A 14032-nucleotide genomic window follows, 5' to 3' on the forward strand; every position below is an offset into this window, starting at 1 on the left:
TGCGTACCCCGGCAGATCACCTGCGCACCGGCGGACTGCCGGGGCTCCGCCCGGCGGCGGGCCCCCGCCCGCTCATCTGCAACCGATCACGATGCCCGCCGTGCCGAACAGGGCGAGCTGGAAGGTACCGGCGATGCGGCAGCCCACCGCGTACAGCGGTGCGGCGCTGATCACGGCGACGGCGGTGAGGATCCACATGGTCTGCCACGCCACATCCGGCGCCGCCGGGTTGTGGAAGGAGCCTGCCTCCGCCCAGGGCCCCATACCGGCGGTGAACCCCAGACAGCCGACGATCAGCAGATTGAGGGGGAGCAGACCTGCGGCGATCAGGCCGTCGGTGCCCCACGACGACGGGGACCCGTTCACCGCGCCTCCCGCCGGTGGTGCAGGGGACGGCGGGAGGGGAACGCGGGGCGCAGCGGTCTGATGGTGCGGAACATATCGATAACGATGGCGTCGGCAGGTCTCTTGGTTGCGTCCGCCGACCGGATGGGTCCATTCCTCGGCCGTCGCACGGCGACGGGTCACCAGGGCACGGGCCCGTGGTCGTCGAAGAACCCTGCCGTCGGTCCGTCGCTGTCCAGGGTCGCCAGCTCCACGGCGATCCGGGCACCCTGCGCCGCCGTGCGGTCCCCCTTGTGGTCGTTGATGTCCGTGGCGCACAGCCCCGGCGCGCACACATTGACCTTGATCGGGGTGTCCCGCAGCTCCCGGGCGTAGTGCACCGTGACCGCGTTCAGCGCCGACTTGGAGCTGTTGTAGGCCAGAAAGAGCGGCAGCGTCGAATCCGGCGCCAGCAATCTCTCCAGCGACCCCAGACCGCTGGAGAGATTGACGATCCGGCCGGCCGGAGAGCGCCTGAGCAGCGGCAGCATCGCCCGGGTCACGGTGACGACCCCGAAGACATTGGTCTCATAGACGGTCCGCATCGCGTCCGTGGTCGTCGTACTCGGCGTGGTGCTGCGGTCGACGGTGATACCGGCATTGTTCACCAGCACATCCAGGCGGCCGAACTCGTCGGAGATCCGCCGCGCGGCGGCGGCCACCGACTGCTCGTCGGTGACGTCCAGCCGCAGGGGGCGGACATCCAGCCCCTCGGCGGCCAGCTCGGCCACGGCCCGTTCGCCGCGCTGCTCATCGCGGGAGGAGGCCAGCACCGTGAGGCCCAGCTGCGCCAGCCCCCGGGCGATCTCCCGGCCGATGCCCTTGTTGGCTCCGGTGACCAGGGCCACCGCTGAATTCGTCATGGGGGGAAGTGCACCACCCCGGGCACACTCCGGGTCGAGCGGCACGCCCAGCGGGGTCCCCTCATGCCGCACTCGGGCGAACTGCGGGGCGCCGGTCGGCGCGGGCGACGCGACGGCGCTGCCGCGATCCGACCGGCGGAGGAGCCGGAGAACGGCCGCTGCCGTGCCGCCGGCCACCCCATGCCAGGCCCTACCGCTTCACGCCCACCCCGCCGTACAGGGAGATCACCTCCGAGCCCTTGGGCACCTCGCCGTCCGGCCGCCACCACGGCGCCTGCACCAGACCCGGCTCCACCGGTTCCGTCCCGGCGAAGAACGCCTCCACCGCCTGCCGGTCGCGGGGCAGGAACGGCGCCGTCGCGCGGTTGTACACGTCCTTGCCCATCGCGACCGCCTCCCGTGACGCATAGTCCGAGGTCGCATGGGTCAGGATCAGGGCGGACCCGGACGGCAGCGGGTCCAGCAGCGCCCGCACAATCTCCGCCGGCTCCTCCTCGTCCCGTACGAAGTGCAGAATCGCGACCAGCATCAGCGCCACCGGCCGGTCGAAGTCCAGCAGCTTCCGCGCCTCGGCCGTGATCGCCGCCGGGTCGCGCAGGTCCCCCAGCATGACCTGGGTGCGCTGCCCCTCGTCCGCGTGCGCCAGCAGCGCACGGGCATGGCTCAGCACGATCGGGTCGTTGTCGACGTAGAGCACCCGCGCGTCCGGCGCCACCTCGTGGGCCACCTCATTGGTGTTGCCCTGGGTCGGAATGCCGGTGCCCACGTCCAGGAACTGCCGGATCCCCAACTCGCCCGCCACATGGCGGACCGCGCGCCCCAGGAAGGCCCGGTTCGCCAACGCCGTGACCCGGGAGGCCGGATAGGCCTGGATGACCGCCTCCGCCGCCTCCCGGTCCGCCGGGAAGTTGTCCTTCCCGCCCAGGTAGTAGTCGTACATGCGGGCGGGGTGCGCCACATCGGTCCGCAGATCCCCGGGCACCCTACCCTCCCACTCCTGCCAGTCCTGCTCGGCCATCGCCAAGTCCCCTCCTTCTGCACGGGTTTCCGGATTCGGCGAGCCTACCGGCCAGGGGCGTCGCTCCGCTGGACATGATCGCGAATGGGCCTTCGCCCCGGGTACGGAGGCGCACCGCACGGCCGTCCCGCAGGGGTGCGCCGCCGCGCGGGCACGGAGATGATGGATGGCGACCGACCACCGAGGCCCGGGACGGAGGGCCGGATGCGCCCGCACAGGCACGCCGCCGACGCCCTGCTGGCGCTGGTCAGCCGCGACTGGGCGGGGCTGCCCGTCGCCCTGCTGCTCGCGGCGGTCGGCGGGTGGTGCGCCGCCCTGGGCCCGACCTGGACGACGGTGCTCGGCGGCGTGCTGCTCGGCCTGGCCGTGCTGACGGGGGCAGGGTCCCTGCGCCATCTCCGCCACGTCGCCCGGGTGCTGGCGAGATACCCCGCGCCGGGCCGCCTGGTGGACGTGGGCGGCCACCGTATGCACGTCCTGGCCGAAGGCCGCGCCGGGGGCAGGCCGACGGTGGTGTGGATGCCCGGCGGCCACTCGCCCGGTCATGAACTGCACCACCTGCACGCGGCGCTGCGGGAGGAGACCCGCTCGGTCCTGGTCGACCGGCCGGGCTCGGGATGGAGCGACATCGGCCCCTTCCCCCGGACGACGGCGACCGAGGCGGACGAACTGCTCACCGCCCTGGAGAAGGCCGGTGAGCGAGGGCCCTTTGTGCTGGTCGGCCACTCCCTCGGCGGCCTGCTGGTCGCCAACGCCGCCAGACGCCGCCCGGACCTCGTGGCCGCACTGGTCCTGCTCGACCCCACACCCCCCGATGTCATCACCTATGGGCCGTCCACTCCACTGCTGGCGCGGAGCCGCAGCGACTCGCTGCGGAGCGCGCTGCGCTGCCTCTTCGGCATCCACGGCGCGGGCCGGAAGAGCCCGTCAGGCGAGCCGGGCGAGCCGGACGAGGTGCTGCGGGCGCTGGCGTCCAGGGCCCGATCCGGCTGCGCCACCGCGTCGATCTACCGGGAGCTGTCGCCCACCGGGATGGCCGAGGTCGGCTGGCAGACCATGGTGTACGACGGCGACCTCGGCGACCTGCCGGTGGTCCTGGTCACCCCGGGGGACCTGACGGGAGGCGAGGAGGCGCTGAACGGCGGTCATGACGCCACGGAGGCCGAGCGGCTGCGCCGGTTCTACCTCGCCACCAGGAGCCGGTTCCTGGCGACCTCGACCGCCGCCCGACGGATCTGCACGCCTGCGGGCACCGGCCACAACTTCCCTCATGAGGCGCCCGAGTTCGTTGTCGGGGTGGTGCGGACGGTGCTGGGTGAGCTCCATAAGGAGCAGCCGGAAGCAGGGGCCGGGTAAAGCGGACCGGTCAATCGGTGATTGTTGCGTATGTCAGCTTCCATGGGTGCAGTAGCAGGGTGCCGGAGCATGGAATCGGAGTTGCGGCCGCGGTCGGTCATTCCGGGCCGACAGCGCTGGGGCGTCGGAATTCTCCTTGGCAGCCCCCGTATCGCGGAACTCCTCGCGGCTGTGCTCCGGAGAACACCGGGTATCACAACGGTGCGGGCGAATCCGGTCACCGGGCGGGTGCTCATCCTGTATGACACCGCGCTGAGCCCGCCCTGCTCGGGGGCGGCGGGCTGCTGCGGCGCCCCTGGGGTGAGCCCGGGGGCGGTGGCAGCGGCGACGGCGGTCGTCACCGGACCGCCGCACCGGCCGCGACGCCGTCGGCTCCCCGGCTACCTCTCCATGCTCAATCCCAAGCCGAAGTGACGGACGGCAGCCCGCCGGGGCCGCTCTGCCCCGGCGGGCGTGGTGTGGCGTCTGCCTAGTCGGGCAGCACCGGAAGCGCCGAAGGCGCCGGAGGCACCGAGAGCGCCGGGAGCAGTCGCGGCGCCCGCGCCGGGATGGCGCCGCTGCCACCGCAGAGGGCCTCGTCGGCCAGGGCGTTGAGCGCGCTGTTCAGCGCCCGGCCGTCCCCGTTGGTCGGCGGGTTGTACGACAGCGCGAGCCGGCGGCGGCCGTCGGCGGTGCCGATCACCAGCGAGCCGTACCCGGGAATGCTCCCGGGATGCCCCCAGGCCGTGCCGCACCGCGTGGTGTAGCGCATCAGACCCAGCCCGTAGCCGGAGCCGCCGCCGAGGTCGACCGTGGTGGTCATCTCGCGCAGCGCGGCCGGTCGGAGCAGCCGCCCGCTCAGCAGGGCGGCGTTGAAGCGGGCCAGGTCGGTGGTGGTGGAGATCACCTCTCCGGCGGCCCCGGCGACGGACGGGTTCATCAGGGTGGTGTCGACCGGCTCGCCGTCCACGTCCAGGTAGCCGTGGGCGTGCGGGCCCGGGATCGACCGCGAGGTGCCGGGCAGCGTGGTGTGCCGCAGCCCGAGCGGACGCAGGATGCGCCGGGTGATCTCCGAGGCGTACGACCGGCCGGTGACCTTCTCGATCAGCATCCCGGCCAGGATGTAGCCGGTGTTGGAGTAGTGCCAGCCGGTCCCGGGCCGGAAGTACGGCCGGTGGCCTGCGGCCAGCGCGGCGATCCGCTGCGGTGTCCAGGTCTGCCAGCGGCCCCGGGCCAGCCAGGCGCGGGTGGCCGCCGGGTCGGTGATGTCGGGGAGCACCCGGGTGTCCTCGGTGTAGTTGTAGATCCCGGCGGTGTGGTTGAGGACCTGGCGGACGGTGGGGGACCCGGCCCCGGGGAGGACGCCGGGCAGATAGCGGGCGAGCGGGTCGTCCAGCCGGATCCGGCCCTCCTGCACCAGTTGGAGCACCACCGTCGCGGTGAAGGTCTTGGTGATGCTCCCGATCCGGAACCGCCCGTCGGCCCGGGCCGGGGCGCCGGTGGCCAGGTCGGCGGTGCCGGCCGCACCGCTCCAGCGGCCCGTACCCTCCCTCACCTCGGCCAGTACCGCCGTGGAGCCCGCCGCCACCATGGCGTCGAGTCGCCGTTGCAGGGCCACCGCGCGCGGCGGCGAGGCCACCGCGGCCCGGGTGGCCGCCGCCCTCGGGGCGGCGTACGCGGTCGTGGCGGGCAGCAGCAGCGGCAGCGCGGTGGCGGTGGCGGCCAGCAGGCCGACGGCGACCCGGACGGTATGGCGGGCGGCGCGGCGGTCGGGCGCGGGCGCGGGCGTGGGCGGTCGGACGGTCATATATCCCCCTCGGTGGGCCGGATGAAGACGGCTCACCCCTAGCCTGGGGCACGGCACGGCTCCTCCGGTATCGCCCTGGAGTGTCGGACACCGCCTGGTACCCGGGGTTGACGACCGCCGCGCCGGTCGTCAGCCTCGGCCGCGCGGACCGTTTCTGACGGACCGTAGGATGACGAACTTGGGATTGCTCGCGACGATCTCGCAGTTGCCGAAGAGCCGCCGCAGCTTGATGTGGTACCCGAGGTGGCGGTTGCCGACGACCCAGAGCTCGCCGCCGGGGCGGAGTGCGTCGCGCGACCCGGTGAACATGCGCCAGGCCGTTGCGTCGGTCGTCGCCTGGTGGGTGTGGAAGGGCGGATTGTTCAGTACCAGGTCCACCGTCCCGGCCGGTACGCCTGCCAGGCCGTCGCCCACCAGGAACTCCGCCCTGCCGTCCGACTCGACGTTCGCCCGGAAGGTGGCCTCCGCCGACGCCACCGCCTGGTAGGACTCGTCGGCGAAGAGCACCCGGGCCTCGGGGTTGGCCAGCGCCGCCGCCGTGCCGACCACGCCATTGCCGCAGCCCAGGTCGGCGATGCGCTCGGGGCCGCGATGCTGCGGCAGATGCTGGAGGAAGAACCGGGTGCCGATGTCGAGGCGTTCGGCGCAGAAGACGCCCGCGTGGTTGGTGACGGTCCGGCCCGACATCGCCCCGATGCCGCTGGGTAGCGCATGGCTGCGCGGCCATGGGCTGCCGACCCGGGCGAGCCCGGGGTCCGGGGTGCAGAAGATGAGCCGTGCCTTCTTCGCCGCCAGGGAGGTCCGGGTCGGCCCGAGGATCTGCTCGAAGAGCTTCAAGGTCGAGGTGTGGATCTCGGTGACCATCCCGGTGCCCACGACGACGGTGTCCGGGTGGACACCGGGGGCCAGGCGGTGCAGCTGGTCCTCCAGGAGGGCCAGGCTCTTGGGGACCCGGATCAGCAGCACGTCGATGCGGTCCGGGGGCGTGTCCCTGGTCGACAGCAGCCGCACCCCGCCCGGGTCGACCCCGCTGCGCGCCAGATTGGCCCGGGTCGCCTGCCGGGTGAGGAACGAGTCGGTGATCTGGGTGGGGCGGTGGTCGGCCAGCGAGGTCACCAGGGCGCCCCACCGGTCGCCCACCACGACGACGCTGCCCGAGAGGTCCACCGGCTCGGCGTCGATCCCCTGGAGGTGGCGCAGCAGATACTCGTCGGCGGCGTCCCAGGCGCGGAGCCTGTCGCGCGGGTCCTCGGGGAAGCGGGTGAGGTCGAAGGCACCCCATGACGTGGTCAGACGGTTCATTGTGCCTTCAGGCTAGCCGAGTCCCCGGAGTGCCCCAGACGTCCTGCGCCGTGTCCGGCCTCGGCTGTGGGGATTGCGGAACCCCGCAGCCGAGGCCGTGCGGGGTCAGCCGGAGGTCACCAGCCTCAGCCCGTAGCGGGAGAGGATCTCGTTGACCGGCTGGAACCAGGTCTGCCCGCCGCTGGAGCAGTTGCCCCAGCCGCCGGAGGTGACGCCCTGGGCCTGGTCACCGGTGATGAACGAGCCGCCGGAGTCGCCCGGTTCGGCGCAGACGCTGGTGCCGGTCAGCCCGTAGACCGCGCCCTGGCTGTAGTTGACCGTCTCGTTCTTGGTCAGCACGGTGCCGCAGTGCCAGTGGGTGGTGGACCCGGAGCGGCAGACGGACGAGCCGATCGGCGCCTCCCATGAACCGCGCACCAGCGCGTCGCTGACCGTTCCCCAGCCGAGCACGACCGGTACGGTCCACCAGCCGTTGCCGATGGTGATGTAGGAGTAGTCGCGGCCCGGGAAGGTGGAGCCGGCGAAGGTGCCCATCCAGGAGCCGTCCCAGCCGGCCACGGAGCTGCCCGGCGTGCCGCAGTGTCCGGCGCTGACGAAGCCGCCCACGACGGCGAACCCGATGGAGCAGCGGGTGTTGCCGTTGATGTAGTACGGGTCGCCGCCGACGACGCCCGCGGAGTACGTCCGGGGCTCCGGGGTGCTCTCCTCGTGCACCGTGAGCAGGCCGGCGGACCGCGCCGAGGCGAGGAAGGCCGCCACATCCGGGCGGTCGGCGGCACCCGCCTGGACCTCGGCGACCACGCGGTTGGTGCGTGGGTCGACGCGCCAGCTGCGGATGGCGGACGGAGCACCGGATGCCGTACCGGCCCGCTTGTCGAGTGCGGCCTTGGCCCCGTCGAGCGTGGCGAGGGTGTGGGTGACGCGGACGGGGGTGGCGCCGGTGGTCCGTACCGCGTTGGCGGCGCCCGGGTCGGTGACGGCGACCACGAGGGTGCCCTGCTCGGCGTCGAACCAGGAGCCGCCGTAGGCGGCGCCCGCCGCTCGCTGGGCCCTCGGGGCGAGGGTGGAGGCAGCGGCCTCGTCGCGCAGTCGCGCGGTCGCCTCGGCGGCGGTGCCGCCCAGGTCCCGTTGGACTGCGGCGACCAGGGCGGACGGCAGCTGCGGGGCGGCGGTTCCGGCGGCGGGCACGGCGGAGGCCGGCGCCAGGCCCAGCGTCCCGGTGCCAAGGGCCAGCAGGGCGGCCAGGCCCCACCGCAGACGGGTGGTGCGTCGCATGGATGCACTCCTTTGCTTCTCATGGTGGAGGGCGGTCGGCGGCGGCGGAGCGTTCGGTCACGGATGAGGGTGGGTAAGGGGACGCGACCGGTTGGGAGCGCTCTCAGAGGGGAGTTGCCGTCGCCGAGGCAGCCTGAGAGGTGCCAAGTGGTATGGACCTCTCAGGCTCCCGAGTCTCCATTCATATCATGCTCATGTCAATCACTGAGACCCGAAGAAGGCCGGGCTGACGCTCAGTTGCCGGATCCCGATTCCCCGTCGGCGAGCCGCGCACGACTTTCGTCATCCTGGAAGCGATGGGCCCACCGCCGGCCGTCGAGCAGGCTCAGGGCCGGCAGATGCCGGACCTCCAGGGCGAACAGGGCCAGGGCGGTGCCCAGGACTGCCAGCGCGACCCTGCCCTGTCCCGCAGCCGCGCCGATGCCGGCGGCGGCGAAGATCGCCGCGGCGGTGGTGACGCCGTGCACCACTTCTCCGGAGGCCCTGGACTGACGGAAGGTCAGACCGCCTCCGATGAAGCCGATGCCCGTGATGACCCCCGCCAGTGCGTTGGGGGCGTGGTCCAGGGCCAGGATCGCCACCAGCGCCGCCCCCACCCCGATCAGGGAGAAGGTCCGGTCCCCGGCCGCAGAGCCACGCAGGTTCCGTTCGAAGCCGAGCGCATAGGTGAGGGCGAAGGCCAGCAGCAGGTGGCCGAGGGTGGGCAGGTCGTGGGTCACGCTCCATTGAAGCGCAGCGGAGCCCGGAACCGGCTCTGTGCCGGACCGGTTCGCGCCCGTCCGCGCCCGGAAGTCAGGCGTTCAGGTTGTCCTGGGCGGCACCGAGGGCGGCGTGCAGCAGCAGACGGCCGGGAAGTCCGACCCCGCTTGCCTCGGCTGCGGCGATCAGCGCGGGGGCGGCCAGGGGGAGCAGGCTGCGCAGCAGCTCCCGGCTCGGGGTGGTGAGGCTGAAGCGGGGGAGGGTGATGACGAGGTTGAGGGACACGCTGGGCTCCGGGTGGGGGCGGGACCGCCTGGCAGTGCGGTGCCTGGCATCGTCGGGGGACGGTACCAGGAAAGGCGGGCGCGGGGGAGCGGCGGTGTCCGCTGGGCGTCTCCTCGGTGAACTCCGGGGGAATGCGGGGCGGTCGTCCAGGCTGCGGTCGGCCAAGCGGCGGTCGTCCAGGCGGCGTCGGCCTGGCGGCGGTCGGCCAAGCGGGCGTCGGTCAGGCGGCGGTCGGCCAAGCGGGCGTCGGTCAGGCGGCGGTCGGCCAAGCGGGCGTCGGTCAGGCGGGGGCGGTACCGGGCCCGGACCGGGAGAGCAGGCGCGGGGCGACGGCCGCGGCCAGCGTGGCGGTGGTGGAGCAGACGCCGACCGTGGTCCAGGCGAGCGGCCCGAGCGGCGTGCAGCCGAAGAAGTGGCTGAGGCCGGGGGTCTCCACGATGCCGATCAGGGCGGCGGCGGACAGCGAACTGGTGGCCAGGACCAGCGGGCTGTGCCAGTCCGTGATGAGGGTCTGGCCGAGCTGGGTGGCGACCAGGGCGGCCAGGCCCATGGTCCCGGCCCGCCGGCTCAGCCCGGTCACCCGGCCGATCTGCCAGGCGCTCGCCGCACCCAGCGTGGTGGCGGTGCCCCGTACGGTCAGGATGCGGGCCAGGTCGCGCCCCAGCAGCGACGGCGACGGCCCGTCGGCGAGCGGGTCCTCGTCGGCGCGGCGCCTCCGGGCCGGTGCCAAGGCGACCGCGAGCGCGGGCAGCATGTCGGTCAGCAGGTTGACCAGCAGCAGTTGGCGGGTGCCCAGCGGCGCGCGACCGGCCAGCGCGGTGCCGAGCACGGTGAAGGCGACCTCTCCGGCGTTGCCGCCGACCAGGATCGCCACCGCGTCGCGGACGCTGCGCCACAGGGTGCGGCCTTCCAGCAGCGCATCGAGGATGCGGGTGGGGTCGGGCTCGGTGAGGACCAGGTCCGAGGCGGCCCGGGCGGACGTCGAGCCGTGCGCGGAGAGGCCGATGCCGACGTCCGCGAGGCGGATCGCGGCGGCGTCGTTGACACCGTCGCCGGTCATGGCGACCACGTGTCCGGCCTGCTGGAGCGCGCGGACGATACGGACCTTGTGCTCGGGGGAGACCCGGGCGAAGACGGTGGTCCGGGCGATCCGCTCGCTGCGCTCACCGTCGGGCAGGGTGTCCATGTCGCTGCCGGTGAGGACGGTCTCGGCCTGCGGGATGCCCAGCTCGCGGGCGACGGCGGAGGCCGTGGTGGGATGGTCGCCGGTGATCATGGCGACCCGTACCCCGGCGTCCGAGAGGCGTTTCACCGTCTCGGCGGCACCCGGGCGGGTGGTGTCGGCGATGGCGAGGAAGCCGAGCAGCGTCAGATCGCTGACCAGCAGGGGCTCACCGTCGGCGGGCGCGGCGGCCGGGGCGGGCCGGGCCTCGGCGACCGCGAGCACCCGCAGCCCGTCGGAGGCCAGCCGCTGCACCAGGTCATGGGCCGAGCGCCGCCCGGTCGCGTCCAGCGGGACGGGGTCGCCGCCGTACCCGAGGCGGGCGCCGAGCGAGGTGGTGCACCGGGCGAGTACGGTCTCCGGTGCGCCCTTGACGGCCAGGCAGGGCTGCCCCGACTCGATGCCCAGCGAGGCGGCATAGCCCCGACTGGCCTCGAACGGCAGCTCGGTCACCGGCTGCCATGCCTGGTCCTGGCCGCACTGGGCGACCGCGGCGTCCACCACCGCCTGGTCGGTGGCGTGCGCGAGGACCTGGCCCGGCCGGGCCTGGGGACAGGCCCTGGCCGCGATGCGCAGCAGATGGTGTCCGGCGGGGCTGTCCAGCAGCAGGTCGTGGTCGAGCCCGGTGACCCGGGTCACCGCCGGGCGTCCCTCGGTCAGGGTGCCGGTCTTGTCGAAGCAGACCACATCGACGCGGCCGAGCGCTTCCAGGACGCGGGCCGAGCGGGTCAGCACCCCGCGCTGGGAGAGCCGGCGGGCGGCTGCTGACTGGGCGACGGTGGCGACCAGCGGGAGCCCTTCGGGCACGGCGGCCACGGCGATGGCCACACCCGAGGCGAGCGCTTCGCGTACCGGTACTCCGCGCAGCAGCCCCAGCAGGGTGACCACGGCGCCGCCGACCCCGACGGCTGGCAGGGCGGCCTTGGTGAGCGCGGCGAGGTGGCCTTCGACGCCGATCGGGACGGTGGCGCGGCCAGCCAGGTCGGCGGCGCGGCCGGCCTCGCTCTGCGCCCGGTCGGCGACGACCACGGCATAGCCGGTCCCGGCCAGTACGGTGCACCCCTGGTAGACCATGCAGGACCGCTCGGCCAGGTCGGCGCCCGGGGTGGCCCGGGGGTCCTTGGCGACCGGTCCGGACTCGCCGGTCAGCACCGCCTCGTCGAGTTCCAGACGGTCGCTGACCAGCAGCCGGGCGTCGGCGGGGACGACATCGGAGGGCCGCAGTGCGATGATGTCCCCCACCCGCAGGTCCTCGGCGGTGGCGAGCCGCGCGGGGGCGGCCTCCAGCCCGGCCGGGAGCAGCGTGCGGTCCGCCGCCGTGCGGGCGGGCGGCGCCCAGTCGACCCGCCGGGCGGTCACCCGCTCGCCCAGGATCAGGCCGCTCAGCGCGCGTTCGGCGCGCAGCCGCTGTGCTCCGCTGACCACGGCGTTGCCCACCATCACGCCGCCCACCAGGGCGGAGTCGACGCTGGACCCCACGGCGGCGGAGGCGGCAGCGCCCAGCGCCAGCACGGGGGTGAGCGGGTCGCGCAGCTCCTCGCGCACTGCGGCCAGCAGCGACGCCGCGCCGAGGGCCGTGGTGCCGAGCAGGGGGAGGCCGACCAGGGTGCGCAGGGCCTCCTGGAGGGTGCCGTACAGCGGATGCCGGGGCGCCGAGGGCTGCTCGGCGGAGCGCCGACTGGGCTGGGCGCCGGGCTCGCCGCCGGATTGGCCGCCGGACTGGCTGTCGTGCAGGGCCTGGAGGGTGTCGAGGGTCTCCAGGGGGCCCAGGGCGTGCCAGTCGCCGCGCACCCGGACCGGGGGCAGCGGCTGGCGGGCGACCCGGCGGGCGGCGCTCATGCCGCCGAGCACGGCCAGGAAAGCGGCCCCGTACACCGGTGACGTGGTGAGCCCGGCCACCCTGCGACGGGTGCCGGCGGCGGCGAGGAGCGCTCCGAGCGCGGATCCGCCCATCGAGAGATGGGCGGATCTGCTGCTGACCCGGTCGGCCTCGTCCAGGGCGGTGAGGATGCGCCAGGGCTGCGCCAGACCGGGGCCGCAGATGAGGTCCGCCGACCAGCAGACCGCGCCGGTGGCGGCCCCGGGGCGGGGGAGTACGGCGACACCGAGGTCGGCGGCGGCCAGTGCGTGGTCCTGACCGGCCGAGATCAGCAGGACCCCCTGGCCCTCGCCCTGGAGCCGCCGTACCTGTTCATGCAGCGGCTCCGGGCCGAGCGGCAGGGCGTGGTCGGCCCAGGGCAGCAGTTCGGCGGCGCTGGCGTGCTCGGTGAGCAGCAGGCGGCGGGTGCCGGACCGGGCCGCTCCCAGCAGCGCGTCGGCCAGCGGGTCGAGTTCGCAGCCGACCAGGATGCGGGCCTGGTGCCGCCCGTCGGTGTCGTACAGGTCCAGCGGGAGCGCCGAGGGGTCGTCCGGGCGCCGCTGCGGCGCGTCGGCGGGGCGCTCCAGCCGCCAGCGGCCGTGTGTCCAGGGGCCCTCGCCGCATAGCTCGGGCAGCGGGCGGCCGGTCAGCACCGACTGCGCGGCGCTCCACAGCCCGGCCTCGTCGAGGTCGCCGGTGGCGGTCACCGAGAGCAGCCGGAGGCGGGCGGTGCAGAGCGCGGCCGAGTCGATCAGGACGGTCGAGATGCGGTCCAGCAGCCGCAGGGCGCCGCCGTCCATGGGGACCACGCCGTCCCGGGCCAGGTCGCCCGCCAGCCGGGAGGCGAACGCCTCCCGGCCCATGCCCGCGGCCTTGGGCACGGTCGCCAGGATGGCCTCCGCCGCCTGTTCGGGGCTGTGGGTCCAGGCCAGCAGGCCGCCGGCTCCCAGCAGTGCGGCCAGCGAGGTCCGGTCCCCGCAGGTCTCCACCGGTCCGGCGGGCAGCGGCACCGGCCGGGCCGACGGGTCGGGCGCCTCGCGCGGCAGCTTGTCGCCGGTCCGTACCAGCTCGGCTTCGCGGAGCTGCCACACGGCCTGGCGGCTGCGGATCTCGGAGAGCTGGAGCAGGCGCTGCACCGCGTCCAGGGCGAGCGGGGCCACGCCCATGGTCAGCGAGTGGACCGCCGCGTTGGAGACCCCCAGCAGCATGTCGGCGTGCGCCCGGCCGAGCCGGGCCTCCAGCAGTCGGCGTACGCGCGGCTGGGCGTCCGCCACCACCACCGGCACCCGGAGCATGGGCGGCAGTGCGGGCAGCGGGGTCACCTGTCGGACCGCGGCCACCGCCAGGCCCAGGCAGTCGGCGGCCAGCGATGTCTTGGCCAGGGTGGCCGGGGCCGATTCAAACGGGGGGTACGGGCGGGTGCCGGCGAATGGCTCCGTGCTGGTCCCGTGCTCCAGCTCGACCCGCTCCACCAGCTCCAGCAGCTGGTCGAGGTCGACGCCGTCCTCCTCGACGTCGACCACCACCTGGCCCAGCACCGCGTTGACCGCCGCCCAGCGGACCCCCTCGGTCTCGCGCAGCACGGTGGTCAGCCCGCGTACCAGCCGCTGGTGCCGGTCCCCGTGCCCGGTGAGCCCGCGTACCTCGATATGCGCCCTGCCCGGGCGCGACCACACCCGCCGTCGCGTCCGGTGCTTCCCGACGTCGACCAGGACGGCGGCGGCCTCGGCGATATCGGCGGGCAGGCCGACCAGCGCCTCATGGACCGCATGCTGCCCCCAGCGGGCCGCAGAGGCCAGGGCAGCCCCCGCAGCCTCCCCCGCAGCCGTGGCCAGGGACACCGGCCAGGCGATGAGGGCGGGCAGGGGCGGCAGAACCTGAATCCTGGGCGCCACGGCAACTCCTGACTGTGTCGGGTACGGGCGTGCGCTGGGCGGGGCACCCCGAGGCCGGGACGCCATTCGGCGGCATCTGCCCCCAGCCG

The 14032-nt window shown here is 74.3% G+C and carries 11 protein-coding genes; 2 read left to right on the top strand and 9 right to left on the bottom strand.

Features of this window, described 5'->3' with window-relative positions:
• Positions 1 to 72: 72 nt before the first annotated feature.
• The 3 genes from C7M71_RS29340 to C7M71_RS29350 all read right to left on the bottom strand — a co-directional run bounded on the left by C7M71_RS29340 (position 73) and on the right by C7M71_RS29350 (position 2265).
• On the bottom strand, positions 73 to 366 hold the full coding sequence (locus C7M71_RS29340; protein ID WP_111490742.1) for a hypothetical protein: 294 nt from the start codon (positions 364 to 366) through the stop codon (positions 73 to 75).
• A gap of 158 nt (positions 367 to 524) precedes the next feature.
• The gene (locus tag C7M71_RS29345; protein WP_111490743.1) at positions 525 to 1247 is read right to left on the bottom strand and encodes an SDR family oxidoreductase; all 723 of its coding nucleotides are present in this window, start codon (positions 1245 to 1247) and stop codon (positions 525 to 527) included.
• Between the two features lie 190 nt (positions 1248 to 1437).
• Positions 1438 to 2265 carry an SAM-dependent methyltransferase gene (locus C7M71_RS29350; protein WP_111490744.1) on the bottom strand — a complete coding sequence of 276 codons (828 nt, stop codon included), beginning with the start codon at positions 2263 to 2265 and terminating at the stop codon, positions 1438 to 1440.
• A gap of 204 nt (positions 2266 to 2469) precedes the next feature.
• On the opposite strand from C7M71_RS29350, the gene C7M71_RS29355 reads away from it, so the two are divergent.
• Positions 2470 to 3621 carry an alpha/beta fold hydrolase gene (locus C7M71_RS29355; protein ID WP_162824466.1) on the top strand — a complete coding sequence of 384 codons (1152 nt, stop codon included), beginning with the start codon at positions 2470 to 2472 and terminating at the stop codon, positions 3619 to 3621.
• A gap of 69 nt (positions 3622 to 3690) precedes the next feature.
• Positions 3691 to 4035 (top strand): HMA2 domain-containing protein, encoded by a 345-nt coding sequence (locus C7M71_RS33305; protein WP_407675959.1) that lies wholly within the window; start codon positions 3691 to 3693, stop codon positions 4033 to 4035.
• Between the two features lie 55 nt (positions 4036 to 4090).
• Here C7M71_RS33305 and C7M71_RS29360 read toward each other — a convergent pair whose 3' ends face one another.
• From C7M71_RS29360 to C7M71_RS32810, 6 genes are all read right to left on the bottom strand, one after another.
• A complete protein-coding gene (locus tag C7M71_RS29360) occupies positions 4091 to 5407 on the bottom strand; it encodes a serine hydrolase domain-containing protein (protein ID WP_114914633.1) in 1317 nt (438 codons plus the stop codon).
• A gap of 129 nt (positions 5408 to 5536) precedes the next feature.
• The gene (locus C7M71_RS29365) at positions 5537 to 6709 is read right to left on the bottom strand and encodes a methyltransferase (RefSeq protein WP_175607760.1); all 1173 of its coding nucleotides are present in this window, start codon (positions 6707 to 6709) and stop codon (positions 5537 to 5539) included.
• A gap of 105 nt (positions 6710 to 6814) precedes the next feature.
• On the bottom strand, positions 6815 to 7984 hold the full coding sequence (locus tag C7M71_RS29370) for a S1 family peptidase (protein ID WP_111492123.1): 1170 nt from the start codon (positions 7982 to 7984) through the stop codon (positions 6815 to 6817).
• Between the two features lie 233 nt (positions 7985 to 8217).
• The gene (locus tag C7M71_RS29375; RefSeq protein ID WP_111492124.1) at positions 8218 to 8703 is read right to left on the bottom strand and encodes an MgtC/SapB family protein; all 486 of its coding nucleotides are present in this window, start codon (positions 8701 to 8703) and stop codon (positions 8218 to 8220) included.
• A gap of 73 nt (positions 8704 to 8776) precedes the next feature.
• The gene (locus C7M71_RS29380; protein WP_111492125.1) at positions 8777 to 8968 is read right to left on the bottom strand and encodes a hypothetical protein; all 192 of its coding nucleotides are present in this window, start codon (positions 8966 to 8968) and stop codon (positions 8777 to 8779) included.
• Between the two features lie 280 nt (positions 8969 to 9248).
• Positions 9249 to 13943 (bottom strand): cation-translocating P-type ATPase, encoded by a 4695-nt coding sequence (locus tag C7M71_RS32810; protein WP_265737681.1) that lies wholly within the window; start codon positions 13941 to 13943, stop codon positions 9249 to 9251.
• Positions 13944 to 14032: the final 89 nt, after the last annotated feature.

Source organism: Peterkaempfera bronchialis (assembly GCF_003258605.2).
Lineage (GTDB): Bacteria > Actinomycetota > Actinomycetes > Streptomycetales > Streptomycetaceae > Peterkaempfera > Peterkaempfera bronchialis.

Excerpts from the sequence above, each read along its gene's own strand:
- C7M71_RS29345 (WP_111490743.1), bottom strand. The coding sequence starts at position 1,247 with ATGACGAATTCAGCGGTGGCCCTGGTCACCGGAGCCAACAAGGGCATC.
- C7M71_RS29350 (WP_111490744.1), bottom strand. The coding sequence starts at position 2,265 with ATGGCCGAGCAGGACTGGCAGGAGTGGGAGGGTAGGGTGCCCGGGGAT.
- C7M71_RS29355 (WP_162824466.1), top strand. The coding sequence starts at position 2,470 with ATGCGCCCGCACAGGCACGCCGCCGACGCCCTGCTGGCGCTGGTCAGC.
- C7M71_RS33305 (WP_407675959.1), top strand. The coding sequence starts at position 3,691 with ATGGAATCGGAGTTGCGGCCGCGGTCGGTCATTCCGGGCCGACAGCGC.
- C7M71_RS29360 (WP_114914633.1), bottom strand. The coding sequence starts at position 5,407 with ATGACCGTCCGACCGCCCACGCCCGCGCCCGCGCCCGACCGCCGCGCC.
- C7M71_RS29365 (WP_175607760.1), bottom strand. The coding sequence starts at position 6,709 with ATGAACCGTCTGACCACGTCATGGGGTGCCTTCGACCTCACCCGCTTC.
- C7M71_RS29370 (WP_111492123.1), bottom strand. The coding sequence starts at position 7,984 with ATGCGACGCACCACCCGTCTGCGGTGGGGCCTGGCCGCCCTGCTGGCC.